The 24466-nt window shown below is 71.5% G+C and carries 31 protein-coding genes; 11 read left to right on the plus strand and 20 right to left on the minus strand.

The features are described from left to right. Positions 1–24 precede the first annotated feature (24 nt). Positions 25–288 (plus strand): PLD nuclease N-terminal domain-containing protein, encoded by a 264-nt coding sequence (locus tag J2W20_RS04320; RefSeq protein ID WP_307004918.1) that lies wholly within the window; start codon positions 25–27, stop codon positions 286–288. A 44-nt stretch (positions 289–332) separates the two neighbouring features. Here J2W20_RS04320 and ccsB read toward each other — a convergent pair whose 3' ends face one another. The 5 genes from ccsB to J2W20_RS04345 all read right to left on the minus strand — a co-directional run bounded on the left by ccsB (position 333) and on the right by J2W20_RS04345 (position 5321). After that, positions 333–1409: a c-type cytochrome biogenesis protein CcsB gene (ccsB, locus tag J2W20_RS04325; RefSeq protein WP_307004920.1), complete on the minus strand. Its 1077-nt coding sequence runs from the start codon at positions 1407–1409 to the stop codon at positions 333–335. Next, complete coding sequence (gene resB / locus J2W20_RS04330) at positions 1409–3238, minus strand: cytochrome c biogenesis protein ResB (RefSeq protein WP_307004922.1); 1830 nt, start codon at positions 3236–3238, stop codon at positions 1409–1411. The genes ccsB and resB overlap by 1 nt, the downstream gene beginning before the upstream one ends. Beyond that, positions 3238–3987, minus strand: coding sequence for a cytochrome c biogenesis CcdA family protein (locus J2W20_RS04335; protein ID WP_307004924.1), 750 nt, complete (start codon positions 3985–3987; stop codon positions 3238–3240). Before J2W20_RS04335 ends, resB begins: the two co-directional genes overlap by 1 nt. Beyond that, entirely contained in the window at positions 3987–4565 is a 579-nt protein-coding gene (locus J2W20_RS04340) for a TlpA family protein disulfide reductase (protein ID WP_307005443.1), read from the minus strand. The genes J2W20_RS04335 and J2W20_RS04340 overlap by 1 nt, the downstream gene beginning before the upstream one ends. Positions 4566–4652: 87 nt before the next feature. Beyond that, a complete protein-coding gene (locus J2W20_RS04345; RefSeq protein WP_307004926.1) occupies positions 4653–5321 on the minus strand; it encodes a histidine phosphatase family protein in 669 nt (222 codons plus the stop codon). Between the two features lie 222 nt (positions 5322–5543). Here J2W20_RS04345 and J2W20_RS04350 point away from each other — a divergent pair, with 222 nt between their 5' ends. Further along, a complete protein-coding gene (locus J2W20_RS04350; RefSeq protein WP_307004928.1) occupies positions 5544–6092 on the plus strand; it encodes a YceI family protein in 549 nt (182 codons plus the stop codon). Positions 6093–6375: 283 nt separating this feature from the next. Here J2W20_RS04350 and J2W20_RS04355 read toward each other — a convergent pair whose 3' ends face one another. The 3 genes from J2W20_RS04355 to J2W20_RS04365 are packed head-to-tail and all read right to left on the minus strand — an operon-like array spanning position 6376 to position 8218. Beyond that, on the minus strand, positions 6376–6990 hold the full coding sequence (locus tag J2W20_RS04355; protein WP_307004929.1) for an SDR family NAD(P)-dependent oxidoreductase: 615 nt from the start codon (positions 6988–6990) through the stop codon (positions 6376–6378). A 56-nt stretch (positions 6991–7046) separates the two neighbouring features. Further along, positions 7047–7403, minus strand: a complete 357-nt coding sequence (locus J2W20_RS04360) for an SPW repeat protein (protein WP_307004931.1) — start codon at positions 7401–7403, stop codon at positions 7047–7049. A 32-nt stretch (positions 7404–7435) separates the two neighbouring features. Next, complete coding sequence (locus J2W20_RS04365; protein ID WP_307004933.1) at positions 7436–8218, minus strand: SDR family oxidoreductase; 783 nt, start codon at positions 8216–8218, stop codon at positions 7436–7438. 208 nt (positions 8219–8426) lie between these two features. On the opposite strand from J2W20_RS04365, the gene J2W20_RS04370 reads away from it, so the two are divergent. The 4 genes from J2W20_RS04370 to J2W20_RS04385 all read left to right on the plus strand — a co-directional run bounded on the left by J2W20_RS04370 (position 8427) and on the right by J2W20_RS04385 (position 11142). After that, positions 8427–9071 carry an NADPH-dependent F420 reductase gene (locus J2W20_RS04370; RefSeq protein WP_307004935.1) on the plus strand — a complete coding sequence of 215 codons (645 nt, stop codon included), beginning with the start codon at positions 8427–8429 and terminating at the stop codon, positions 9069–9071. 140 nt (positions 9072–9211) lie between these two features. Next, positions 9212–9388 (plus strand): hypothetical protein, encoded by a 177-nt coding sequence (locus J2W20_RS04375; RefSeq protein ID WP_307004937.1) that lies wholly within the window; start codon positions 9212–9214, stop codon positions 9386–9388. Positions 9389–9557: 169 nt separating this feature from the next. Continuing rightward, complete coding sequence (locus J2W20_RS04380; protein WP_307004940.1) at positions 9558–10430, plus strand: hypothetical protein; 873 nt, start codon at positions 9558–9560, stop codon at positions 10428–10430. Between the two features lie 4 nt (positions 10431–10434). Next, entirely contained in the window at positions 10435–11142 is a 708-nt protein-coding gene (locus J2W20_RS04385; RefSeq protein WP_307004942.1) for a hypothetical protein, read from the plus strand. A 45-nt stretch (positions 11143–11187) separates the two neighbouring features. Here the strand turns inward: J2W20_RS04385 and J2W20_RS04390 are convergent, their stop codons facing one another. Both J2W20_RS04390 and J2W20_RS04395 read right to left on the minus strand, forming a co-directional pair. After that, the gene (locus tag J2W20_RS04390) at positions 11188–11940 is read right to left on the minus strand and encodes a redox-sensing transcriptional repressor Rex (protein WP_307004943.1); all 753 of its coding nucleotides are present in this window, start codon (positions 11938–11940) and stop codon (positions 11188–11190) included. Positions 11941–12092: 152 nt separating this feature from the next. Further along, positions 12093–12347, minus strand: a complete 255-nt coding sequence (locus J2W20_RS04395) for a glutaredoxin family protein (RefSeq protein ID WP_307004945.1) — start codon at positions 12345–12347, stop codon at positions 12093–12095. 54 nt (positions 12348–12401) lie between these two features. On the opposite strand from J2W20_RS04395, the gene J2W20_RS04400 reads away from it, so the two are divergent. After that, complete coding sequence (locus J2W20_RS04400; RefSeq protein ID WP_307004947.1) at positions 12402–13211, plus strand: HAD family hydrolase; 810 nt, start codon at positions 12402–12404, stop codon at positions 13209–13211. Positions 13212–13334: 123 nt separating this feature from the next. On the opposite strand, the gene J2W20_RS04405 is transcribed toward J2W20_RS04400, so the two are convergent. The 4 genes from J2W20_RS04405 to gdhA all read right to left on the minus strand — a co-directional run bounded on the left by J2W20_RS04405 (position 13335) and on the right by gdhA (position 16534). Next, positions 13335–13433, minus strand: coding sequence for a 30S ribosomal protein bS22 (locus tag J2W20_RS04405; protein ID WP_003792170.1), 99 nt, complete (start codon positions 13431–13433; stop codon positions 13335–13337). 119 nt (positions 13434–13552) lie between these two features. Then, positions 13553–13756: a helix-turn-helix domain-containing protein gene (locus tag J2W20_RS04410; RefSeq protein WP_066500031.1), complete on the minus strand. Its 204-nt coding sequence runs from the start codon at positions 13754–13756 to the stop codon at positions 13553–13555. A 10-nt stretch (positions 13757–13766) separates the two neighbouring features. Continuing rightward, a complete protein-coding gene (locus J2W20_RS04415; RefSeq protein WP_307004951.1) occupies positions 13767–14912 on the minus strand; it encodes a 3-deoxy-7-phosphoheptulonate synthase in 1146 nt (381 codons plus the stop codon). A 281-nt stretch (positions 14913–15193) separates the two neighbouring features. Beyond that, entirely contained in the window at positions 15194–16534 is a 1341-nt protein-coding gene (gene gdhA / locus J2W20_RS04420) for an NADP-specific glutamate dehydrogenase (RefSeq protein ID WP_307004953.1), read from the minus strand. Positions 16535–16763: 229 nt separating this feature from the next. On the opposite strand from gdhA, the gene J2W20_RS04425 reads away from it, so the two are divergent. Further along, positions 16764–17486, plus strand: coding sequence for an ANTAR domain-containing protein (locus tag J2W20_RS04425; protein WP_307004955.1), 723 nt, complete (start codon positions 16764–16766; stop codon positions 17484–17486). Positions 17487–17524: 38 nt separating this feature from the next. Here the strand turns inward: J2W20_RS04425 and J2W20_RS04430 are convergent, their stop codons facing one another. The 3 genes from J2W20_RS04430 to J2W20_RS04440 all read right to left on the minus strand — a co-directional run bounded on the left by J2W20_RS04430 (position 17525) and on the right by J2W20_RS04440 (position 19005). Next, entirely contained in the window at positions 17525–17950 is a 426-nt protein-coding gene (locus J2W20_RS04430) for a hypothetical protein (RefSeq protein WP_307004956.1), read from the minus strand. Beyond that, positions 17947–18210, minus strand: a complete 264-nt coding sequence (locus tag J2W20_RS04435; protein ID WP_307004958.1) for a hypothetical protein — start codon at positions 18208–18210, stop codon at positions 17947–17949. Before J2W20_RS04435 ends, J2W20_RS04430 begins: the two co-directional genes overlap by 4 nt. Before the next feature lie 87 nt (positions 18211–18297). Next, entirely contained in the window at positions 18298–19005 is a 708-nt protein-coding gene (locus tag J2W20_RS04440; RefSeq protein WP_307004959.1) for a LuxR C-terminal-related transcriptional regulator, read from the minus strand. A gap of 358 nt (positions 19006–19363) precedes the next feature. Between J2W20_RS04440 and J2W20_RS04445 the strand changes: the two genes are divergently transcribed. The 3 genes from J2W20_RS04445 to J2W20_RS04455 all read left to right on the plus strand — a co-directional run bounded on the left by J2W20_RS04445 (position 19364) and on the right by J2W20_RS04455 (position 21536). Next, on the plus strand, positions 19364–19954 hold the full coding sequence (locus J2W20_RS04445) for a hypothetical protein (protein WP_307004961.1): 591 nt from the start codon (positions 19364–19366) through the stop codon (positions 19952–19954). A gap of 102 nt (positions 19955–20056) precedes the next feature. Beyond that, entirely contained in the window at positions 20057–20362 is a 306-nt protein-coding gene (locus J2W20_RS04450) for a hypothetical protein (protein ID WP_307004963.1), read from the plus strand. A gap of 118 nt (positions 20363–20480) precedes the next feature. Continuing rightward, positions 20481–21536: a zinc-dependent alcohol dehydrogenase family protein gene (locus tag J2W20_RS04455; RefSeq protein ID WP_307004965.1), complete on the plus strand. Its 1056-nt coding sequence runs from the start codon at positions 20481–20483 to the stop codon at positions 21534–21536. A gap of 47 nt (positions 21537–21583) precedes the next feature. Here J2W20_RS04455 and J2W20_RS04460 read toward each other — a convergent pair whose 3' ends face one another. The 3 genes from J2W20_RS04460 to J2W20_RS04470 form a co-directional block, all read right to left on the minus strand. Next, positions 21584–22774, minus strand: a complete 1191-nt coding sequence (locus tag J2W20_RS04460; RefSeq protein ID WP_307004966.1) for an acetyl-CoA acetyltransferase — start codon at positions 22772–22774, stop codon at positions 21584–21586. Further along, positions 22774–23475 carry a 3-oxoacid CoA-transferase subunit B gene (locus J2W20_RS04465; protein WP_307004968.1) on the minus strand — a complete coding sequence of 234 codons (702 nt, stop codon included), beginning with the start codon at positions 23473–23475 and terminating at the stop codon, positions 22774–22776. Before J2W20_RS04465 ends, J2W20_RS04460 begins: the two co-directional genes overlap by 1 nt. Before the next feature lie 137 nt (positions 23476–23612). Next, the gene (locus J2W20_RS04470; protein WP_307004969.1) at positions 23613–24347 is read right to left on the minus strand and encodes a CoA transferase subunit A; all 735 of its coding nucleotides are present in this window, start codon (positions 24345–24347) and stop codon (positions 23613–23615) included. Between the last annotated feature and the right edge of the window lie 119 nt (positions 24348–24466).

Below are 24466 nucleotides of genomic sequence, written 5' to 3' on the forward strand. Positions count from 1 at the left end.
GGACGAGTTTACTAAAATGGTCCTATGATCCGCGTCCTGCCCTGGCTCATCGTCCTGGTCGCATGGCTGTATGGCATGGTCGACTGCGCACTCAGTGACCGCCGCGCCGTCCGGGGTGGCATCTCGAAGACGCTCTGGTTCCTCATCTCGGTGCTCCCTGCCGTGGGCACCATCCTGTGGTTCGCCTTCGGCCGGCCACGGGGCACCACCCCGCCGCGCGGCAGGGACGGAAAGGGCCGCCGCCCGATGGCACCGGACGACGACCCTGACTTCCTCCGCGGACTCTGAGCGCCGCGTCCGCTCTCCCGACGGTCAGCCGGCTCTCCCTACTGTCAGCCGGCGCTGACGCCCGCGTAGGAGTGCAGGCCGGAGAAGTAGATGTTCACCACCGTGAAGTTGAAGATGACGCACAGGTAGCCGACGATCGAGAGCCACGCGGCGCGGACGCCCGTCCAGCCGCGGGTCGCGCGGGCGTGGAGGTAGGCCGCGTAGACGACCCAGATGACGAAGCTCCAGACTTCCTTGGTGTCCCAGCCCCAGAACCGGCCCCACGCCTTCTCGGCCCAGATCGAGCCGAACATCACGGTCAGCGTCCAGCCCACGAACGCGATGGTGTTGATGCGGTAGGACAGGGCCTCGAGGGTCAGCGAGCTCGGCACGAGGCGCATGAACGACCCCGTGTCCAGGCCGCCCGCGGCAATCTTCGCCTCGCGCCGGCTCTGCAGGAGCTGGAGGACGGCCATCGAGAACGTCAGCGTGAACAGCGCCGAGGAGAGCACGGCGATCGAGACGTGGATGACGAGCCAGTAGCTCTGCAGCGCGGGGACGAGGTGGCCCACCGGGATGTAGAACGCGACCGCCGCGGCCACCATCATGACCACCGCGAGGCCGAGCACGAACGTGCCGAGGAAGCGCAGGTCCCGGCGGATGAGCACCACGAGGAACACCGCGACGACGAGGAAGGCGCCCGTGGTGCAGAACTCGTACATGTTGCCCCACGGCACCCGGCCGGCCGCGATGCCGCGGCTGAGCACGCCGGCCGCGTGGATCAGGAGGCCGAGGATGCTCAGGGCGACGCCGACACGGGCGCCCTTGCGGCGCGAGCGGTACTTGAGGTCGGCGTCGGCCACCTCCACGACGCCGGAACCCGAGGCCTTCGACGGGGCGGGGCTGGAGCTGTCCACCGTCGTGGTGCCGCCGCCGGCGCCGGCGAGCACGGCCTGCTTGGCCTCCGCCTTCGCGGCGGACTGCGCCTTCTCTCCGGCCAGCAGGGCGGCGTCGCGCTGGGCGACCTTCCCGCTGGTGGCCATGTCCCACGCGAAGGCGAGGAACGCGACGACGTATGTTCCGGCGGCAAGCAGCATGAACAGCTCGCTGTACGCACCGAGAGTGAAATTGATCTGCGGCATCAGGCGTCCTTCTGAGTACTGGCCGAGGTGGTTGTACTGGCCGACGTGGTTGTACTTGCCGACGTGGTGTTGCTGGCCGACGGGGTCTTCGCATTCCCAGTCTGCGCCCCCGGGTCCTCGCCGGGAACGTCCCAGGCCTTGGCGAGCGCGGCGCGCACGGCCCGGCCCTCGGCGGCCAGGCCGCCGTGGTCCTCGCCGCGGGTGAGGAGGCCGTACTCGATCATGGTGCGCCCGTCCTCGTGCTGGCCCACCCGCACCCACAGGCGCCGCCGGGTCAGGAAGAGGGAGCAGATGAGTCCGGCCAGGGAGAACAGGGCGAAGCCGAGGGCCCATTCCTGTCCCGGGTTGTGGTGGATGTCGAGGGCAACGTAGCGCTTGAGGCCGTCGAAGCTGATCGACCCCTGCCCGTTCGGCAGGCTGTAGGACTGGCCCGCGCCCAGCACGATGCCCCCGGCAGGCTTGTCGCGGCCGTTGACCTGGGTCAGCTTGGCGACGTCGAGCGCGTAGACGTTCTGGGGCTTGCCCTTGTCGAGCCCGAGGTCGCCCACGTACGAGTTCAGGTTGAGCTGGACGTTGAGCGGATCGGGATCGGCGCTGAAGGCGACGTTGTTCGCGCCCTTCTCGGCGGTCGGGAGGAAGAATCCCACGAAGCCGAGCTGGGTGGGCTTGGCGTCGGGGACCTTGATGACGACCGTCGAGGTGTAGACGGCGTCGGTCGGGATGGCCGGAACAGGGCCCTGGAAGGCCACCTTCCCGTCGCCGCCGCGGACCGTCACCACCGGCGCGTAGCCGTTGCCGACGAGGTAGACGTCCGTGGCGCCGATCGAGATCGGGTCGTTGACCTTGAGGTCCTGCTGCCGCTCCGGATCGCCTGGCGAGTCCCGCGTGGTCACGTGCGCGGTGAAGTCGAGCGGCTGGCCGAACTGCTTGACCGACTCGCGGTCGTAGCGGACGTCGAACTTGTCCAGGCGGAGCGAGTACGGGGCGAGCCAGCTGGACTGGAAGTCGGTGCCCGGGTTGAACGTGTCGTACCCGACGAGGGTGTTGACGAACGACTCGCCCTCGATCAGGGTGCGCTGGCCGCTGTAGCCGAACAGGCCGCCGATCGCCACAGACACGAGCACGCCCACGAGCCCGGAGTGGAAGCAGAGGTTTCCGAACTCCTTGAGGTAGCCCTTCTCGGCCCCCACGGAGTGGAACGCGGACGCACGACGGCGAGCACCGCCGTCGGGCGCGTCCGTCGCCTCGGTCTCGGGCGCGGCAGGGCGGAGGTCGACGCGGTAGCCGCGCTTCTTGAGGAGGGCTGCGGCCTGCTCGGCGGCATCCGCCGCGGCGAGGCCGCGCGCGGCCGGGACCACGAGCGTGCCGTAGACCGGCATGCGGGACAGCCGGGCGGGGGTGCGCGGCGGCTTCGAGCGCCAGGACTTCCAGTGGGCGATCGCCCGCGGGACGACGCAGCCGATCAGCGAGATGAACAGCAGCAGGTAGATGGCCGAGAACCAGACCGACGAGTAGACGTCGAACATCTGGAGCTTGTCCAGGAGCGGCCCGTAGTCGGCGTGGTCCTTGAGGTACTGGGTCACGACGGCCGGGTTCGTGGGCCGCTGGGGGAACAGCGATCCGGGAACGGCGGCGACGGCCAGGAGCAGGAGGAGGAAGAGCGCCGTGCGCATGCTCGTCAGCTGGGTCCAGGCCCAGCGGAGCATGCCCACCACCCCCAAGGCGGGCAGGGCTACGTCGGTGCCCGCGGCCTGCCTGCCCTTGCGGCCCTTGGCGGGCTTCGGGCTCTTCTTGTCCTGGGTCTCAGGCTTTGACTTCGTCTCACTCATCAGACGGGCAGCTCCACGGTTCCGATCCAGATCTGCAGCTGGCTGATCCAGTAGGTCCACACCCCGGAGACCATGAGGACTCCGACAAGGATCAGCAGGCCGCCGCCGGCCCCCTGGAGGGCGCGGCGGTGCTTCTTGAAGAACGCCATGGCCCCGAGGCCGCGGCGCAGGCCCAGGGCAATGAGCAGGAACGGCACACCCAGCCCGAGGCAGTAGAAGAACGTCAGCAGGGCGCCCTTGTATGCGCTCGGCCCGTCCGAGAAGGCGAGGACCTGCACGGCAGCGAGGGTCGGCCCGATGCAGGGGACCCAGCCGAGGCCGAACGTGATGCCCAGGAGCGGGGCGCCCCAGAGGCCGGCGGGCGGTCGGGCGTGGACGCGCGCCTCCCGCTGGAAGATGCCGAGGCCGCCCATGAAGACGATCCCCATGAGCACCACGACGATCCCGAGCACGCGTGTGAGCCATCCGGAGGAGATGGCGAGCCACGAGCCGAGCTGGCCGAACACCGCGCCGGTCGCGACGAAGACCACGGTGAAGCCGAGCACGAACAGGCCGATGCCGGCGACCATGCGGCCGCGGCGCTGCTTGGCCAGGTCCACGCCCGTCAGGCCGGTGACGTACCCGAGGTAGCCGGGCACGAGCGGCAGGACGCACGGCGAGAGGAACGAGACGACGCCTGCGAGCAGGGCCACGGGCAGCGCGAGCAGGAGGGAGCCGTTGAGGACGGTGTCGCTGAAGATCCCGCCCACTATTCGGCCGCCGCGGACGTGATGAGGGCCTTGAGCGTGCCCTTGTCGAGCTGGCCGAGCACGCGCGAGGCCACCCGCCCCTGCTTGTCCAGCACGATCGTGGTGGGCACGGCCCCGGGCGGGACGGCGCCGGACATGGCCAGCAGCACCTGGCCGTCCTTGTCGTTGAAACTCGGATAGGTGAGCTTGAAGCTCTGCTCGAAGGCCTCCGCCGTGCCCTTCTCGTCGCGGAGGTTGACGCCGTAGAAGGCCACTCCCTGCGGCTTGAACTCGGTGTGCAGCGCCTCGAGCTCGGGCGCCTCGAGGCGGCACGGGGCGCATGCGGCGAACCAGAAGTTCAGCACCGTCACGTGCCCGGCGAGGTCCTTGGAGCTGACCTTCGTGCCGTCGTAGAGCGTGCCGTCGAAGTCGACCGGAGGCTTGCGCGTGTCCTTCGCGTACTCCGTCACCGAGCCGTCGCCGGCCACGTAGTTCTTGTTGTCCCCCGCGCGCGCCTGCTGGGCGAGCGGGTCGGAGGCCGCGCAGCCCGAGAGCGTGGCGACGAGGAGGGCCGCCGCGGCACCCGTCGCGGCGAGCATCCGGCGGCGGGTCGGACGGATGGAGGCTGCGGGGGCGGCGGACCCGAGGGGCAGCTCGGCACGGGACATCTGGTGCTCCTGGGGCATTCAGGCCCCCGGGGTCGTGGCCGCGCCCGGCAGCAGCCGGGCGGCGGGCTCGGTGTAGCGGACGGAGGTCACGGCGCCCGTGAGGGTGTCGATCGTGAGGGAGGTCAGGGAGGCGAGCGTGCACTCGCGCCTGCGCGGATCGTGGGGCAGGGGCCTGCCCTCGGCCTTGAGGCGGGCCAGCCAGATGGGCAGCTGGTGCGCCACGAGGATGGCCTCCGCACCCTCGCCGCCCAGCTCGGCGGCCCGGCGGGCGGCGTCCCGTGCGGCCTCGAGGACCCGGGCCGCCTGCTCCTCGTAGGGCTCGCCCCAGGAGGGCCGGAGGGGGTTCACGAGGTAGGGCCAGTGCTTGGGCTTGAGGAGCTCGCGCGGGGTGACCTTGAGCCCCTCGAAGTGGTTCTCCGCCTCGATGATGCGCGGCTCGGTCCGGACGGTGAGATTGAGCACCTTGGCGCTCGGCTCCGCGGTCTCCTGGGCCCGGGTCAGGGGCGAGGCCGCGAGCAGGACCACCCGAGCGCCGTCGAGCGCACGCTGCGCGAAGTGGGAGGCGACCGTATTGGCCATCTGGCGGCCTCGCTCGGACAGGTGGAAGTCCGGCAGCCGGCCGTAGAGCACGCCAGCGGGGTTGTACACCTCGCCGTGGCGCAGCAGATGGACGGTCGAAGAGGGCATGGCTCCAGTTTCTCAAACGTGGTGGGCGGCCGTGAAATCGCAGGAGACGGCCCTGCCCGAGATTCTACAAAGGGTAGAACTATCACGCCCACCCTAGAGTTCCCTGTGTAACGTGGGCCACAGCCGCTTGCGGTCCATGCATCTGCATGTTTTGATGGAATCAGCGGTTAGTTGACGCTTCAATCAAAAGTGCTCCGGCACACCTACTCAGGAGGAACCACAGTGACTCTGCCCCACGGCCTCACCCCCGGAACCTGGACCCTCGACGGCTCGCACAGCGAGATCGGCTTCACCGTCCGCCACGCCGGCATCTCCAAGGTGCGCGGCCGCTTCAACGAGGCCACCGCCACGGTGTCGGTCGGCTCGACCGCCGCGGACACCACCGCCACCGCCGTCGTCAAGACCGCGTCCTTCGACTCGGGCGACGCCAACCGCGACGGCCACGTCAAGGGCCCCGACTTCTTCGACGTCGAGCAGTTCCCGGAGATGACCTTCGAGGCCACCTCGATCGAGGCGAAGGGTGACGAGTTCGACGTCACCGGCAACCTCACGATCAAGGGCGTCACCCGGCCCGTCACCATCGAGACCGAGTTCAACGGCGTGGCGGTGGACCCCTTCGGCGCCACCCGCGCCGGCCTCTCCGGCGAGACGACGATCTCCCGCAAGGACTTCGGCCTGACCTGGAACGCGGTCCTCGAGGCCGGCGGCGTCCTCGTCTCCGACAAGGTCGTGATCTCCCTGGACCTCGCGTTCATCGCACCCCAGGCCTGATCCTCCGTAGTCCGGAATGACTGCCCGGGCCTGAGGGGATCAGGCCCGCGGCGATCGGGCCTGCGGCCCCCCGTCCACGACGGTGACCGTGAGCGGCATGCGGCTGGCCCTGCGGAGGCGCCCTGTCAGGAGGCTGCGCAATCCGCGGGCCACCAGCGTCGGCCCGCGGAGGTCCCGGAACTCGGGGGCCCCGTGGTGACGAGGTGGAGCAGGGGGCGCGCGGCGTCGTCGGGAGCCTGTCCCCAGAGGCCCACGACGACCTGCAGCGCCCCCAGGCGCTGCTCTAGCCGCGCTGGGCGGTGACGCGGCCCAGCAGGTCCGTCATGACGAGGCCGGGGTTGAACCCGTGGACCCGGACCCCCGTGCCCTTGGCCTCCCGCTGCAGCGTCTCTGTGAACTGCCGCACCCAGCGCTTGGACGAGGCGTAGGCGTTCTGCAGCGCCACCGGCCCGCGGTCGCCCTGACCGTAGAGGTTGACGAGGTCGCCGTGGCCCTGGGCGAGGAACACGGGCAGGGCAGTCCGGGCGCCATGGAAGGTCCCGAGGATGTTCGTGCGGACCACTCTCTCGAAGTCCTCCGGCGGAGTGGAGGCGGTGGGCCCGTAGACGCCCGAGGTGCCGGCGTTGTTCACCCAGATGTCGAGCATGCCGTGGGCGAGGGCCTCATCCCGGAGTGCCTCGACGTCCGCCATGGCGCCCGTGTCGCAGCGGCGCCCGTGCACCGTGAGGCCCTCCGCCCGCAGGAGGTCGACGGCCGCCCGGACGTGGTCGTCCGATCTGGACGCGAGCACCACCGTGGCGCCGTGGCGGCCCAGCAGCCGCGCCATCGCGAGCCCCAGGCCTCGCGTCGATCCAGTGACCACGGCCACCCGTCCGTGCAGCGGGGCCCCTGCGCCCATGCGCCCTCCGTCTCCCCCGGCCCGCTCCGCGGCAGAGCCCGATAGTCCGGTGCGCCTCAGTGGGAGGGCATCGTGCGGTGGTGGGCCTCCACGGCTGGCCGGACGGCCGCGGCCGTCACCCCTGCTGCGACGATCCCCGCGATCCAGGACGTCCAGGCCGCGCCGGTGTGGTCGGAGTAGGCGCCCATCCAGGGCGAGGCGAAGAGCAGCACGCCCAGGGCGCACTGCGCGTACTCGAGCCACGGGGTGCCGGGCATCGACAGGTTCAGCGCCGCCGCGGCAACCAGGAGGATGCCGAAGACCAGCATGAGGGTCCTCGAGCCGGCCGTCTGCGCAGTCCACAGGACCGCCACCGCGGCATAGAGGCCGCAGACGCCCGCGACGTAGTCCTCCCACCGGCTCCATGTCTTCATTGCCCTTCCTTCCCTTTCTTCCTTCCCGGGGCTCACCAGACGGCGTCGCCGCGGATGACGGCGTCGCTTCCGCCGTCGACGTAGACGATCTGGCCGCAGAGGTGGGTGTTCTCCTCGCCTCCGAGCCACGCCAGGGCGCGGGCCACGACGACCGGCTCGGCGATGCCGTTCAGGGGCATCGGGACCCTCTCGAGCAGCGCCTGCCGCTGCTCGTCCGTGGAGATCATCGCGGCGGTCATGGGCGTGGCGATGATTCCGGGGGCGACGGCGTTGAGGGGGATCCCGGCGCCGGCCCACTCCGGCGAGGCCGCCTGCCGGCGGACCCAGCGCGAGAGCGCGAGCTTGGTCGAGGAGTAGATCAGGCCACCGGTTGTCTCGGGGGCCTTGGCGAGGACCTCTGCGCGGGCCAGCGCCGCCGGTTCGTCCTCGGCGGTGAGCAGCGAGACCAGTTCCGCGTCGCTCGGCAGCAGCGCCGCCATCGACGACACCAGCACGGCCCTCGGCGATGGCGATCCGGCCAGGAGCGGGCGGAGTCCCGCGAGCGTGGCGAGGGTCCCGAAGTAGTTGACGGCGACGGTGGCCGGGGCCGGTGCCGCCAGCCCCGCGACGGCGTACACGGAGTCGATCCGGCCGCCGCTGAGCCGGCGCACGCCCTCGGCCAGGGCAGCCCGGCCTTCGGGCCCCGAAAGGTCGGCGACCACGTCGGCGTCGTGGACGTCGACGCCGATGACGGCCTCGCCCCGCTGTGCGAGCAGATCCCGGGTTGCCCTGCCGATGCCCGACGCCGACCCGGTCACCACTGCTGTCCGAGGCATGATCCGCTCCTCCTGGCACCGGGATCCCCGCCTCCCACTCTCCGACGCGCCCCCGGAGCGGGCCAGAGTCGAAGGGCCTGACGGCCCTGTTCCCCAAGCGGTGGCGTCGGTCCGCCGTACGCTCTCGTGCGGTGGCCTAAGGCCCTATCAGGCGGATCGGCACGGTCCTACCCTCGGTGGCATCAGGCCAGCGATCGAGGAGGCAGACGTGAGCGCTGAGGTCACGATCATCGGCAGCGGAAGGATGGCCCGAGGGCTCGCGCAGACGGCCCTGCGGGGCGGGCGTGCCGTCCAGATCCTGGGCCGCGATGGGGGCCAGACCCGCGACCTCGTGGAGTCGCTCGGCGCGGGCGCCAGCGGCGGAGTCATCGGTGCCCCTGTGGAAGGCGGGCTGGTCATCCTGGCCGTCCCCTACCGGGAGGTCGCCAATGTGGTGCGCGAGCTCGGCGACGCGGTCGACGGGCGTGTGGTCGTGGACATCGCGAACCCCGTGGACGTCGCGACCTTCGACGGGCTCCTCACGCCAGCGGGGACGTCGGCGGCGGAAGAGGTCGCCACGATGGTCCGGGGCCGCGCCGAGGTGGTCAAGGCCTTCAACACCGTCTTCGCCGCGACCCTCGAGGCCGGTTCGGCGGGAGGCCAGCATCTGGACGTCTTCATCGCGGGAGACTCGGAGACTGCCAAGGAGAAGGTGAGCGCGCTGGTCGCCAAGGCCGGGATGCGGCCGATCGACGCAGGACCGCTGCGCCGCTCGCGCGAGCTGGAGGCGTTCATGCTCCTGATCTTCGGCCTCCAGGTCAGCCCGGCCCACGAGACCTTCAACTGGGACACCTCGCTGCGGATCTTCCCCTAGGCCATCGCGCGTCATCCCGCCGGCCCCGCTCGGCCCTTCGCCGGCAGAACGATTGAGACTCCGGCCCGCGGGTACGTCAGGTGGTATCCCCGGGCGCGGAGCCCGGGGGGTTCGCCGACGCGGATGAAGGGAACCCGACCATGGCACATGAGCCGCTCGAATTGGCCTTTGCCTTCTTCGAAGCGTCCCAGAAGGAGGGCACCAGCTCCGCCGAGATCGCGGGATGCCTCGAGCAGGCGCGCACCACGGCGCTGCTGAGCATCGCCGAAAGCCTTGCCGTCATCGCGGCGGCAACGGTGGAGGAACCGACCAGCTGACCGCGGCCCTGCGCGGGCTGACCGTGCAGCAGGGCCGCCGCGCGCGGCACGCCCTCACTGACATCAGGGAGGGGTGCCGGGCCGGTGCCCTCTGGCGCTACAGTGGGGTCAACGCGGCGGGGGCGCGTAGCCGTTCCCCCGTCGGGCCACCTTCAACGATTGGACCCGCATGAGCACGCCCCCTGTCCCGCCGAACGGCGCCGAGCAGCACCACGGGGATCAGCAGCCCGGGCCCGAGCAGGCTGGCCAGGGACAGGCAGGGCAGCGACCGGGGCAGGGCCAGCCGGGACGGCCCGCGCCGAAGTACGGACAGTACGCTCCCGGATACGGGGAGGCGCAGCAGCAGGCGCCAGCGTACGGCCAGCAGCAGCCCCCAACGTACGGCCAGCAGCAGCCGCCGGCCTACGGACAACAGCAACCGCCGGCCTACGGCCAGGCGTGGCAGCAGCCGGGTGCCCCGGGCTACGGAGCCCCGGGCTACGGGCCTCAGGGGTACGGCGCCCCTGGCTACGGCCCCCAGGGCTATGGCACCCCCGCCCCCGGCCCGGACGCCCAGCGCACGGCGGTGCGCCGGGCCTCCCTGCTGATCTTCATCACGGCGGCCGCCGAGGTCGTCATCGGCCTCTTCGCCACGCTTGTCACCCTCAACACGCCGACGTCCGCCCTACGGACCCTCTTCAACGACGCCGGCGGCGCCTCGTCCGGCATCACCTTCGAGCAGTTCCGCCAGATCATCAGCACGTTCGTGTGGCTCGCCCTGGCAGGAGTCGTGGTCAACGCCGTCGTGCTCGTGCTGTGCGGGGTCTTCCTGATGCGCGGGCGGAAGTGGGCCCGGACCCTCGGCACCGTCTTCCTCTGCCTCACCCTCGGCGCCTTCCTCGCGGGCGGGGTGTTCTCCCTCATCACGATCGGCCTCGCAGTCGCATCGATCGTGCTCCTGTTCAGGCCCGCGGTGACGGCCTTCCTCACCGCCCAGAACCAGTTCGCCAATCCCTACACGCCCCCGAAGGGACCGACCTTCGGCAATCCCTACGGACAGTGACGCCATGAGCCAGCAGCCCACGCCGCCCCCGTACCAGCCCGGTCCGCCGGCATACCAGCCGGGCCCCCCGGCCTACCAGGGCGCGCCGCAGCCCGGCGGAGCGCCCGCCTACGGTCCTCCCCCACCCCAGGGCTCATACCAGGGGCCGTGGCCGAGCCAGCTGCCCAGCGGCTCCTTCCCTGGAATGCCGGCCGTCGGGATCGCGCGGCCGCTCACCATCACCCTCGCCGCCTGGTTCCTCGTCGCGAGCTCCATCGCGCCGCTGGCCGGCATCCCGGCGATCCTCGACTGGATGGGCACCTACATGCACACCAGCCTGATGCAGGCCACCACCCGGGCCAACAGGGCCAACGCGGCCGCCTTCGCCAGCCAGTTCACGGCCATCATGACCCCCGCCCTGTGGGTCTCCGCCCTCGTCGGGGTGGCCGTCACCGTGCTGATCGCGCTCGGGATCCGGGCCGGGATGAACTGGGTGCGGATCCTGCTCACGGTGTTCGCGGGCCTCTCGGTCCTCGGCTATGTCAGCAACCTTGCGCTCTCCGCGGTTCTGCCCACCGCGGGCGCCTTCCCGATGCCGGCCTTCGTCTACGTCCTCTCGTTCCTCTCGGGGGCGCTGTACATCGCCGCAGCGGTGCTCACGTGGCTGCGGCCCTCGAGCCAGTACATCGCCGCCCGCCGGGCAGCGAAGCTCGGCGGCGGCTACCTCCGCTGACCCTCCGGGCCCAGCGGGCGCTGGCGCACGACGGCGGCCCCCGCCTCAGGCGGGCTGCCCGCCCGGGTGCGGAACGTCGTCGTACGACGGATCGGGGTCCGAAGGCGTGCCCGTCTCCCCGCCTGCCTCTCCGCGCTGGGCGTGGTAGGCGAGGATCTGGAGCTCGGTGGCCATGTCCACCTTCCGCAGCGTCACCCCGGGCGGGACCTGCAGGATGGTGGGCGCAAAGCTGAGGATGCTGCGGACGCCCACGGCGACCACGCGGTCGCACACCTCCTGGGCCACGGACGCCGGGAGGGCGAGGACGGCCATGTTCGCGCGGGTGCGCTGGAAGACAGCCTCCAGGTTGGCGGCGTCGGAGATGCGGAGCCAACCGATCTCGTTGCCGATGATCTGCGGGTCGGTGTCGAGCAGCGCGACGACGTCGAAGCCGCGTGTACCGAAGCCGCCGTACCTGGCCAGGGCGCGGCCGAGGTTGCCGGCGCCCACGATCGCGACGCGCCAGTCGCGCGTCAGGCCGAGGGCCACGGAGAGGTGCTGGCGGAGGTTCTCGACCTCGTACCCCACGCCGCGGGTGCCATAGGAGCCGAGCTGCGAGAGGTCCTTGCGCAGGGTCGCGGAGCTGACCCCGGACGCCTCGGCGAGCGCATCCGAGGAGACCCGGTCCACCCCGTCCGCGAGGAACGAGTTGAGGGCACGCAGGTAGACGGTCAGGCGGGAGACGACCGCGGGCGGCAGCTGCTTCCCGTCGGTCGCGGGCGCGGCGCCTCGGCTTCCCGACTGGGACCGTCCTGCCACTGCCACCTCATTCCCTCGCGGGCCACGCGCGTGCGCGCTCTACGCTCGGACGCCGCCGTCGCGGCGGCCCCATTCACTCTAGGACCGGGGCGCCCCGGGCACCAAAAGGGCCGCCGCCCTCCGCCGCCGGGCCGTCCGCCGCGCGCCGGCGGTCAGCCCTGACGGGACGCATCGACGGTGCGCCGCAGCCGGGCCTCGTTGATCCGCCAGAAATCCCGCTGGACGCCGTCCACGAGCACCACCGGCACCTCCTCGGCGAACCGGTCGCGCAGGACGGGGTCGTCGTCGATGCTGCGCTCCTCCCAGCCGAGGCCGGCGTCCGACGCCACCCGTCCGACCACGTCCCTGGCCTCTTCGCACAGGTGGCACTGGCTCTTCGTCACGAGAACGATCTCGGGGATGCGCATGCCTCCACGGTAGCGCGCGGCTGTGGCCGAGCTGTGAATCGCTAGACTCGGACCATGCCCGCAGAGAAGAAGGCGCTGGATCCAGCGCGCCCGGCGCCCGTGGGGCGCCAGGTCGAGGCGGCCTTCTTCGACGTGGACAACACCCTCATGAAGGGCGCCAGCCTCTTCCACGTGGCCCGCAAGATGTACGAGCGCGGCGCCTTCACCCTGCGCGACGCGGCCGGGTTCGCCTGGAAGCACCTCGCGTTCCTGTTCCGCGGCGAGAGCCTCGAGGATGTCCGCTCCATCGAGGCCTCCGCGCTGGCGCTCGGCGCCGGGATCCTCGCGGTCGACGTCGAGACGATCGGCCACGAGGTCTACGACGAGTTCATCGAGTCGCGCATCTGGCCGGGCACCAAGGCCCTCGCCGAGCAGCACCTGCGCGTGGGCCGGCGGGTGTGGCTTGTGACGGCGACGCCCATCGAGGTTGCCACCGTGATCGCCGACAGGCTGGGGCTCACCGGGGCGCTGGGAACCGTGGGCGAGATCGAGGACGGCGCCTACACCGGCCGCCTGGTGGGCGAGATCCTGCATGGGAAGGCCAAGGCCGCGGCGGCCTCAGAGCTCGCCGAGCGGGAGGGCCTCGACCTCGAGCGCTGCTGGGCCTACTCGGACTCGCACAACGACATCCCGCTGCTGACGCTCGTGGGGCACCCCGTGGCCATCAACCCCGACGCGCGGCTGCGTTCGCACGCGAACGCGCACAACTGGCCCATCTACGACTTCCGCGCCGGGCGCCGGGCCGCCACGCTCGGGCTCAAGGCCGCCACCGTCGGCGGCGCGCTGTACGGGCTCTGGCGCGGCTACGCCCGCTTCCGCCGCTAGCCCGAACTCACCCCGTGCGCGCGAGGTCACCCGCGGGAAGAACGTGGCCCGGACGCACGTGAGGCCCGCTCCCACGGAGGGAACGGGCCTCACCCACCATCGCCCCTCAAGGGGGCGGCGCGCCTACTTCTTGTTGCGGCGCTGGTGACGAGTCTTGCGAAGCAGCTTGCGGTGCTTCTTCTTGGCCATGCGCTTGCGGCGCTTCTTGATAACCGAACCCATGAAAAGTTCCTTACCGTAGTTGGTGCCCCGGGCTGCTGGCCGGGTCGCGCGCAAGGGCGCCGTTCAACCAACTGCTGGTGACGTGACGTGAAACGTTCCTGAACAGGATACCGTACGCGTCAGGCCGACTCGGTCCTGCCGTCCACGACCGAGTTCTTCAGGTACTGCTCGACCGCCGCCTCGGGAACCCGGTAGGAGCGGCCGAAGCGCACGGCAGGCATCTCCCCCGAGTGCACCAGACGGTAGACCGTCATCTTCGACACCCGCATCATCTCCGCGACCTCAGCGACTGTGAGGAACCGCGACGAGGAGAAATCAGACATACAAACAACTCTAGTTGCTGGAGTGGCCCTTGGGAACGCGCCGGGTGCGAACCGCTCCCGCGAGGTGGTCGAGGATCTGCTCGGTGACCTCCCACTCCATGCACTTGTCCGTGACGCTCTGCCCGTAGGCGAGCTGCGCACGGCCGGCAGCGAACTCGGCGACGTCGAGCGGCTGGGCCCCGCCCACGAGGAAGCTCTCGAGCATGACGCCGGCCACGGCCCCCGCCGTGTCCCCGCCCGCGGCGAGCTCCGCGCCGATCTCGAGGGCCACCTCGGCCTGGCGGTGGTGGTCCTTGCCGCTGTTTGCGTGGCTCGCGTCCACGATGAGACGCGGGTTGAGGCCCTTGCCGGCCATCCGCGCCGAGGCCGCGGCGACGTGCTCGGCGCCGTAGTTCGGTCCAGCAGATCCCCCACGGAGGATGAGGTGGGTGTCCGGGTTGCCGGCGGTCTCCACGAGGGCGGCGCGGCCGCCGTCGTCGATCCCGAGGAAGGCCTGCGCGGCCGCCGCGGCCCCGCAGGCGTCGACGGCGACCCCGAGCCCGCCGTCCGTGCCGTTCTTGAAGCCGACCGGCATCGAGAGGCCGGAGACGAGCTGGCGGTGGATCTGGCTCTCCGTGGTGCGCGCCCCGATCGCGCCCCAGACGATCGCGTCGGCGGTGTACTGCGGGCTGATGGGCTCGAGGAACTCGGTGGCCGTGGGCAGGCCGAGCGCGAGGACGTCGAGGAGGAAGCGCCGCGCGGTCCGGAGCCCGGCGGGGATGTCGTGGCTGCCGTCCAGATGCGGGTCGTTGATCAGGCCCTTCCAGCCCACCGTGGTGCGGGGCTTCTCGAAGTACGTGCGCATCACCACGAGCAGGTCCTCGCGGTGCTCGCGGGCGACGTCGGCCAGTCGCCGCGCGTAGTCGAGGCCGGCCTCGGGATCGTGGATGGAGCAGGGGCCCACGATCACGAGGAGGCGGTCGTCGAGCCCGTCCATGATGGCGCGCACCTCGTCGCGGGCGCGGGCCACGGTCCGGGCGGCACCGTCGGAGAGGGGCAGCTCGTCCAGGACCTCGCCGGGGGACGGGAGCGCGGTGAACTCGGCGACGCGGAGGTTGCCGGTGGCCGAGCTGGCCGGGACGGAGCTGGCGGTCGGGGCGGCGGGCTGGGGATTCATGGGGTCCTGTCCTTCATCTGCAGGCCCCGCGGGGTCCAGAGCCTGCCGTTGGTATGGCAAAGGGCAAGGACCGTGAGGTCCCTGCCCTGTTGGCTCTGGAAGTCGGTACGCGAAACTCTACGCTTGGCCCTCCAGAGCCAACGCAAAATACGCATACCAACGCTTGAACATGCGCTCAGGCTAGCCCGTACGGTCCGCCGTCGCCAAACGCCGCATCAGGACATGCCGTAATACTCCGAAGTTTCCGGCGCGTCCTGATGCGGCGTTGAGGGGACGGGAGATCAGACGAGGCCCTGGGCGAGCATGGCCTCGGCGACCTTGACGAACCCGGCGATGTTCGCACCGAGCACGTAGTTGCCCGGCTCGCCGTACTCCTCGGCGGTCTCGGCGCAGCGGTCGTGGATGCCCACCATGATCTCGGCGAGGCGCTGCTCCGTGTACTCGAAGGACCACGAGTCACGGCTCGCGTTCTGCTGCATCTCGAGCGCGGAGGTGGCCACGCCGCCGGCGTTCGCCGCCTTGCCGGGGGCGAAGAGCACACCGGCCTTCTGGAACACCGCGACGGCCTCCGGGGTGCACGGCATGTTGGCGCCCTCGGCGACGACCTTCACGTCGGCCCGGACGAGGCGCACGGCGGCGGCCTCATCCAGCTCGTTCTGGGTGGCGCACGGCAGGGCGATCTCCGCGTCGACGTCCCACACGCTCCCTCCGTCGACATAGTGGACGCCCGGCCCGCGCCGCTCGGCGTACTCCTTGAGCCGGCCGCGCTCGACCTCCTTGATCTGCCGGACGAGCCCGACGTCGATCCCTGCCTCGTCCACGACGTAGCCGTTCGAGTCCGAACAGGCCGCCACCTTGCCGCCGAGCTGCTGCGCCTTGGCCATGGCGTAGATCGCCACGTTGCCGGAGCCGGAGACCACCACGCGACGGCCCTCGAAGCCGCCGCCGCGCGAGGCGGCCATCTCGTGGGCGAACAGGACGGTGCCGAAGCCGGTGGCCTCGGGGCGCACGAGGGAGCCGCCCCAGCCGAGGCCCTTGCCGGTGAGGACCCCGGACTCGTAGCGGTTGGTGATGCGTTTGTACTGGCCGAAGAGGTAGCCGATCTCGCGGCCCCCTACGCCGATGTCCCCCGCGGGCACGTCGGTGTACTCCCCGATGTGGCGGTAGAGCTCCGTCATGAAGGACTGGCAGAAGCGCATGACCTCGGCGTCGGAGCGGCCGCGCGGGTCGAAGTCGGAGCCTCCTTTGCCGCCGCCGATCGGCATGCCCGTCAGGGCGTTCTTGAAGATCTGCTCGAAGCCGAGGAACTTCACGATGCCCAGGTAGACCGAGGGGTGGAACCGCAGGCCGCCCTTGTAGGGGCCGAGGGCGGAGTTGTACTCCACCCGGAAGCCACGGTTGATCTGGACGCGGCCGGCGTCGTCCGTCCACGGCACGCGGAAGATGATCTGCCGTTCCGGCTCGCAGAGCCGCTCGAGGACCGCCGCCTCGAGATATTCGGGGTGGCGTTCCATCACGGGCCCGAGGCTCTCGAAGACCTCGTTGACGGCCTGGTGGAACTCGACCTCGCCGGGATTGCGGGCATGGACCTGGTCGCGGACGGCGAGCAGCTTTGAATGCATCAGGGCATTTCCTCACAGGGGTTGGGGCTCGCGGCCGGCCTTTCCCCACCGACCGCGCTGCCATTCTCGCACCGGCCTGGGACGTCCCGAGATTTGACCGTTTCGCGGGCGTTCGTCAAGATGATCGACAGGGCAGCGCCGAGCGCCGCCCTGTGCTCAGGAAAAGGGCCGACTTCAGTCCACGCGGCCGACGCTCCTGCGACGGCCGTGCCCCCGAAGGAGCACACCGATGGCCGCCCGGCCCGAGCCACGTCCCGCCACGCACGACCTTCTCCACCTGCTGCTGGCGTACTCCGGGCTCGATGCCTTCCTCTCCGCTCTCGCAGAGCGCACGGGCCGCCGGCTCGCCCCGCTGGGCCGCCCCGACGCCGCGCTGGCCCTCTACCGCCGCAACCGTCCCGTCCTCACGGCCGGGGGCGCCTCCTCGCTCGTCCGGCTCACCCGGGAGCGCCTGGCGGACGACGACGCGTACCTCGCCTCCGCGCTCGAGCACTCCCGGTCTGCGTCCGAGGAGCGGCTGCCCGAGGCCTGGGCGTCGGGAATCGCGTGGGGCGTCGACGCTGGGCTGTTCGTGGCGCCCGTCGCCGCCGGGCCCACGGCCACGGCGGCGCTCGTCCTCGTGGGCACGCCGCCGGCGGGCGCGGCCGCCCGGCGTGCCGCGCTCGCCCTGCTCGGCCGGGCCCGCAATGAGGCCTCGTGGGCACTGCGGATGGCCGTGCGGCTCGCGGACGAGGCAGACCTCGCGGAGCACCGGGCGCACGCGATGCAGAACCGGACCGTCATCGACGTCGCCATCGGAGCGATCATGGCCCAGAGCCGCTGCTCCGCGGACGAGGCCTTCGACGTGCTGCGGCGGGCGTCGAACAACCGCAACGTCAAGCTGCACACCGTCGCGGCCGAGCTCGTCCAGCGCATCCATCCGGTGCTGCCGCAGACGGCCTTCGCCGACTGAGCTGGCCCGGGCCGGCCCAGCCCGTCCCCCGGCCGGCCTCAGCCCGCCCTGCGCATCCCGGAGGCAAGCAGGGCATCGAGCGAGCTGAACGCCTCGTAGGCAACACGGGCTCCCGGAGCATGCGGGAGCGAGCCGAGCCCGGCGTCCTGCTCGAAGCGGCGCTGCGCGGCACGCACCGTGGAACGGGCCGCGTCCGTGTCCCCCGGGTGGCGCAGGAGGCTGACCACCACGCTCTGCAGCGGCCGCAGCGCCGCCTCGAGCGCCTTGGCCTCGCGCCCGTTGCCGCGGTCCCGTTCGTGCCGGCGCCGCAGGTTGATCAGGTCCCAGGCCTCGAGCGCGCCGAGGCACGCGGCCTCGGTGCGCGCGCGGCCGTCCGGGGCGCCCTCCAGGACGAGCAGGGTGCGGACGCTCTCCCAGCGGGCCAGGAGGCCGCGGCGGCGGGGAGTCATGGGCGAGACGCTCATGAGAGCTGCCCTTCCCCGGCTCCCGGGAGGGCCTGTCCACCGGCTTCCGCCTCCCAGACGCCGTCCCTCCACCGGAGCGATTCGGGTGGCGCGGTTCCCGCCGTCGAGAGCACAGCTTCTGCGACGCCGCCTCCGCGGAGCTGGTTGTCGATCAGCTGCGAGGCGAGGATGCGGGCGGATTCGGGCGACGCTGCCCGGAACTGGACGGGGTGCGACCAGCGGGACGCAGGATTGATGAACGTGAGCTCGTAGTGCGGCATCGTCGGGTCTCCTCTGCACGTGCGGGCTTTTAGCCAGCATCTCTGCCCCGTGCGGAGGGTCCACAGGGGAAAAGGTCCCTGCCCGGCTCAGCGCCTGCGAGGGGCGCGCCCGGCCTGGCCGTCCCCGTTCCTGGCGGCCACGTGGAGCGCAGCCTGGGTCCGGTGCTTGAGTCCGAGCTTGGTCAGGACCGAGGAGACGTAGTTCTTCGCGGTCTTCTCCGCGAGGTCGAGCTCCCGGGCGATCTGCCGGTTGGTCAGGCCCTCGGCGATGAGGTCCAGCACCCGGTGCTCCTGCGGGGTCAGCGAGTCGACGAGGGGGTCCCTGGGCTCGGCCGACGAGAGCCGGGCCTTCGCGCGCGCCTCGGCGCCGGGTTCGAAGAGCGGCTCCCCGGCAGCGGCGCGGCCGATGGCCTCCACGAGGGCAGCTGCCGGGGTGTCCTTCGGGAAGTACCCGGCCGCACCTGCGAGCACCGCCTCGAGGACGGCCTGGTCATCGTGGGCGTCATTGAGGATGATGCACTGCACGCTCGGCGCCGCGGACCTGAGCCTGCGGCACACTTCGATCCCGATCCCGTCCGTCAGCAGCGTCCCGAGGACCGCCACATGGGGCTCGAGCCGCGGGACCTGGGCGAGGCCGTCGCGTACTGAACCGGATTCCCCGACGACCGTCATCCCTGCGCTCTCGAGGAGTCCCCGCAGGCCGAGGCGGACCACCTCGTGGCGGTCGAGGATGAACACGCGGACGGACGCACCTGCTGGACTTCCGCTCCCGGTGCCGGAATCACGGCGCTCCATGCCGACCCCCATCTCGCCGCGGCGGCAGCCCCTTCGCTGCAGCCCACGTCATCGTAGGTCCGGGCGCTCGCAGGGGGTCAGGGCACAAGGTCACTGGCGCCGGAGAGCGGCCGCGCGGCAGAGGCCCGCGCGGCGCGGTGGGAGGCCAGGACCTTTTGTCAAAACGGAGGACTTTTAGCAGGACCCGGGACTTTTGGCCCTCCAAGGACGGGGCGACGGTCGGAGACTCTGGAAGGGAGCCGCAGCGATCCGGGTCCCCACGGCATCGGGGCCGACGAGCCGCGGCCGCTGCACCACGTCCTGATCCAGCCCCTGCCCCAGCGCTGCTGGCGCGGGCTGGCGAATTGAGCGGAAACCCATGAAGAGAGCCCCAGCACTCGCACACTACCGCACCCGCACCGCAGAAGCGGCGCTGCACGCCCACCCCTCGAGCCACGTTCCCCCGGTTCCGCCGCGCCCGGCCACCGAGGAGGAACTGGCCGGCCGGTGGAACCGCCTGCACGCCACCTTGGTCCGCGCCGGGCTCGATGAGGAGCAGGCCTGGACCGAGGTGGCGCGCATCGCGGCAGGAGAGCTGTGGTCCGAGGCCGCGGACCAGCTGCGCGGGCACCGCGCCGCGGCCCAGCGGGAGGACGCCCGGGCGTTCGCGCTCGCCCTGCAGTCCGTCCGCGGCGTCCTGCAGCCGCTGACCCTGCGGCCGGGCGACCTGCCCGCCGCCCGCACGGCCGTGACGAAGGCGCGCCTCCGGCTCCAGCACAACGGCGAGCTCCTGCAGCGGCTGCAGCGGCCCCACCCCGCCTTCGAGCGGACCGGGCAGGCCTTCGCGGCCCTCGAGGCCTTCCTCGCCCCCGGGGCGAGGCCCTCGGTCGCCGGGGCCGGCTCCCCCGACGCTGATCTCCGCCCGCGGCCGCGGCGCGGGCACGTCTCCAGGTCGGGGTCGCGCGGCTGAAGCGGCGCGGGGTCCCCAGAGGCTCGGCTGCCCAACCGGAACGGAACCCGGCTCGTATGTCCGCCTGACTCGGATGTCGGAGGCGGCAGGGATGATCCAGCCATGAGTGAGCTGAACAAGATCGGCGAGCCCGAGCCGGACCCGATCGTGGCGCCGGTCGGGGAGGCCGGCCGGAAGGGGGCCGTCCGCGCGCACCGTCCCCTTCCGGTGTGGGTGCGGCTGACGTTCGACGACGGCCGCCCGGACCGCACCGAGAAGGGCTTCGCGCTGGGCTGGAGCGGGCAGCACGTGCTCGTGCAGGTGCTCTGGGGCATGTCCTACTACCGCGGGGCGCGCGAGTTCTGGGTCGAGGCCGACCAGGTGCGGCGACGGCACCTCGAACCCCAGTGGCTCGGACGCTCCGCCTGAGCGCCAGGGGCCCTTGGCCCGTACCGCGGTCCGGGCACCACCGCTAGCGTCGAAGCCGTGGGGGCTCCCTGCCCTCTGTGCGGACACCCGCTGCACCATCCCCTGAGGAGGTTCCACCATGAAGGCGCTCGTCTACCACGGCCCGGGCCAGAAGGCCTGGGAAGAGGTGCCCGACCCGGTCATCAAGGATCCGACGGACGCGATCGTGAAGGTGGAGACCACCACGATCTGCGGTACGGACCTGCACATCCTCAAGGGGGACGTCCCGGCGGTCACGGACGGTCGGATCCTCGGCCACGAGGGGGTCGGCGTCGTGACCGAGACGGGCCCCGACTGCACCCGCGTCAAGGTCGGCGACCGGGTGATCATCTCCTGCATCAGCAAGTGCATGGAATGCGACTTCTGCACCGCCGGCCTCACCTCCCACTGCCGCACCCTGGGCGGCATCGGCTGGATCTTCGGCCACCTCATCGACGGCACCCAGGCCGAGTACGTGCGGGTCCCCTTCGCCGACAACGGGCTCATCCCGCTGCCCGACGGCGTCACTGCGGAACAGGGCGCGATGCTCAGCGACATCCTGCCCACCGGCTACGAGATCGGCGTCCTCTACGGCAAGGTCGGCCCCGGTGACGAGGTCGCGGTCATCGGCTCCGGTCCGGTGGGCCTCGCGTCGATCATGACGGCGGGCCCGGCCGGCGCCGCGAAGGTCATCGCCGTGGACGGCAACGAGTACCGGCTCGAGCAGGCCAGGGCGTTCGGCGCGACCGACACGCTCCGGGCCGGAGAGGGCGTGGACGTCGCGGCCGAGATCAAACGGCTCAGCCGCGACGGGCTGGGCGTGGACGTCGCGATCGAGGCCGTGGGGATCCCCGCGACCTTCGGCGCGGCGCTCGGCGCGATCCGCCCGGGCGGCCGTGTCGCCAACGTCGGCGTGCACGGCAAGCCGGTCGACTTCCCGCTCGACCGCGACTGGATCAACAACATCACCGTCACCACGGGCCTCGTGAACGCGACGACCGCCCCGGAGCTGCTCGCCAAGATCACCGCGGGCGAGATCGACCCCGGCAAGTTCGTCACCCACAGGTTCGCGTTCGGCGAGATCATGGCGGCCTACGACACCTTCGCCAACGCCGCCTCCGAGCACGCGCTCAAGGTGGTCATCAACGCCGCGTGAGCGGTGGCCGAGCGGGGCTCCGGCCCCGCTCGGCCCCCTGGGCCCCCTCAGACGGCCTCGAGCACGCTGACGTAGTTGGCGATCGCCAGGCCGCCCATGTTGTGCACCGCGGCCCGCCGGGCGCCGGGCAGCTGCATCTCCCCCGCAGTCCCCGCCAACTGCATGGCCGTGATGACGTGCTGGGAGACGCCGGTCGCGCCGACGGGGTGGCCCTTGGCCTTCAGGCCGCCGGAGAGGTTCACCGGCAGCCGGCCGCCGCGGAAGACCGAGCCGTCCTCGATGGCCACGCTGCCCTTGCCGCGCTCGGCCAGGCCCATGGCCTCGTACATGACCAGCTCGGCGATCGTGAAGCAGTCGTGCACCTCGGCGAGGTCGAGGTCCGCGAGCCCCACGCCGGCCATCCCGAGTGCCCGGGACCAGGCCGCGCGGCTGCCGGCGAACTCGAGCGGGTCCCGCTTGGCGGCCGGCAGGAAGTCGTTGGCGTGGCCGAAGCCGGCCAGGCGCACCGGAGCGGCGGCGGCGCCCGACGGCGCGTGGTCGGCCGAGAGTACGACTGCTGCGGCGCCGTCGGACACCGGGGAGCAGTCCGTGCGGCGCAGGGGCGCGTCGATGAGGGGGTTCTTCTCGGAGACGGTGCGGCAGAACTCGACGCCGAAGTCGCGGTGCATCTGGGCGTACGGGTTGGCCATGCCGTTGTGGTGGTTCTTGGCCGCGATCGAGCCGAGCACGTCCGATACGGCGCCGTAGCGCTCCTCGTAGGCGCGGGCGACCTCGGCGAACAGGCCAGTGAAGCCGGTGCGCGAGGGGTGGCCCGCGGACTCGTAGCCCGCGGCGAGGAGCGCGGCGCCGACCGTGTCCGCCCCGGCGGAGGTCATCTTCTCCGCCCCGATGACGAGGACGTTCCGGGCGGTCCCGGCGAGCAGTGCCTTCACGCCCTGCTGGAACGCGCCGGAGCCGGAGGCGCAGGCGTTCTCGACCCGCGTTGCGGGGACGTTCGCGAGCTCGTCGGAGACCTGGAGGGCGAGCGAGGAGGTGAACGCGAGCGGCACCATGCCGGCGTTGTAGTTGCCCACGTAGATCTCGTCGATCTGGCCCGGCTCGAGGCCGGAGTTGGCGATGGCCTCGGCGGCCGCGGCGACGATGAGCGACTCGAGCGTCTGGTCCTCGAGCTTGCCGAAGCGCGTGTGGCCCCAGCCGGTGAGCAGGACGTCGGTGCCGAACTGGTCCTTGAGCGCCATCAGAGCGCCACCTCCACGCGCGCCTCGTCCGCCGAGGCCGCATCGTCCGCCTCGGGCGCGACGTCGAACTCCGCGCCCGTCTTCTCCCGCAGCTCCTCGAGCCCGACACCGGGGGCGCGGCGCACGAGCGTGAGCCGCCGTGCGCCGTCGGCCGCCGCTGCCACGTCGAAGACGGCGAGGTCCGTGACAATCCGGTCCACGACGCCGACCCCGGTGAGCGGCAGGCTGCACTCGGCGACGATCTTGGGCGTGCCGTCCTTGGCGACGTGCTCGGTGAGGACGACGACGCGCGGGGTCCCCGCGACGAGGTCCATCGCCCCGCCCATGCCCTTGACCATCTTCCCGGGGATCTGCCAGTTCGCGAGGTCGCCGTTGCCCGCGACCTGCATCGCGCCGAGGATCGCAACCTTGACGTGGCCGCCGCGGATCATGCCGAAGCTCGTCGCCGAGTCGAAGATCGAGCCTCCCGGCAGGACGGTGACGGTCTGCTTGCCGGCATTGATGAGGTCGGCGTCCTCGTCGCCCTCATACGGGAACGGGCCCATGCCGAGCAGGCCGTTCTCGCTCTGCAGGTGCACAGTCACGCCGTCGGGGAGGTGGTTGGCCACGAGGGTCGGGATGCCGATCCCGAGGTTCACGTAGTCGCCGTCGGAAAGCTCGGTGGCGGCGATGGCCGCCATCTCGTCGCGGGTCCAGGCCATGGGATGGCCCTCCTTCTGGGAGTCAGGTTCTGGGGGTCAGGTTCTGGGAGTCAGGTTCTGGGAGTCAGGTTCTGGGAGTCACCTTCTGGAGGTCACGCGAGGTGACTCCCAGAAGCTGACCTTCAGATGGACGCGGGTCAGCCGGCGACGGCCGCGGCCGCCTTCTCGGGCTCGGGCCGCGGGCGCGTGGTGACCTGCTCGATGTGCTTCGCCCGGTCGCTCGCCTGGAGGAGCCGCTGGACGTACACGCCCGGGGTCACGATGTGGTTGGGGTCGAGCGCTCCGGCGGGGACGATGTGCTCGGCCTCCGCGACCGTGAGCCGGCCGGCCGTCGCGACGACCGGGTTGAAGTTCCGCGCCGTGTACCGGTACACGAGGTTGCCGGCGGTGTCCGCTGTGTGGGCGTGCACGAGCGCGACGTCGGCCACGATCCCGCGCTCCTGGACGTACAGCTCGCCGTCGAACGTCTCGTGCGGCTTGCCCTCGGCGACGAGGGTCCCCACGCCGGTCTTCGTGTAGAAGGCCGGGATGCCGGCCCCGCCGGCGCGCAGGCGCTCGGCGAGCGTGCCCTGCGGGGTGAACTCGACCTCGAGCCGGCCGGCGAGGTACTGCTCGGCGAACAGCCGGTTCTCGCCGACGTAGCTCGCGATGACCTTGGCGACCTGCCCGGCCTCGATGAGCACGCCGAGGCCCTTGCCGTCCACGCCCATGTTGTTCGAGACGACCGTCAGGCCCGTCACGCCGGAGTCCCGCACGGCGTCGATGAGGTCGGCGGGGATGCCGCTCAGGCCGAAGCCTCCCACGGCCAGGGTCATACCGTCGGCGAGCGCCCCGGCGAGGGACTCGGCGGCGTCGGTGTACAGGGTGGGCATGGGCTCCTCCTCGAGCTGACGGTGTCCTGCGGCCCGCACCGGCCACGTTGTGGACTGTTCTGGTCAGCGAGCCTAGGCACGTGTTGCGCGCGTCACAAGGGATGTGCGGCGCTGACGTT

Source organism: Sinomonas atrocyanea (assembly GCF_030812675.1).
Taxonomy (GTDB): domain Bacteria; phylum Actinomycetota; class Actinomycetes; order Actinomycetales; family Micrococcaceae; genus Sinomonas; species Sinomonas atrocyanea_B.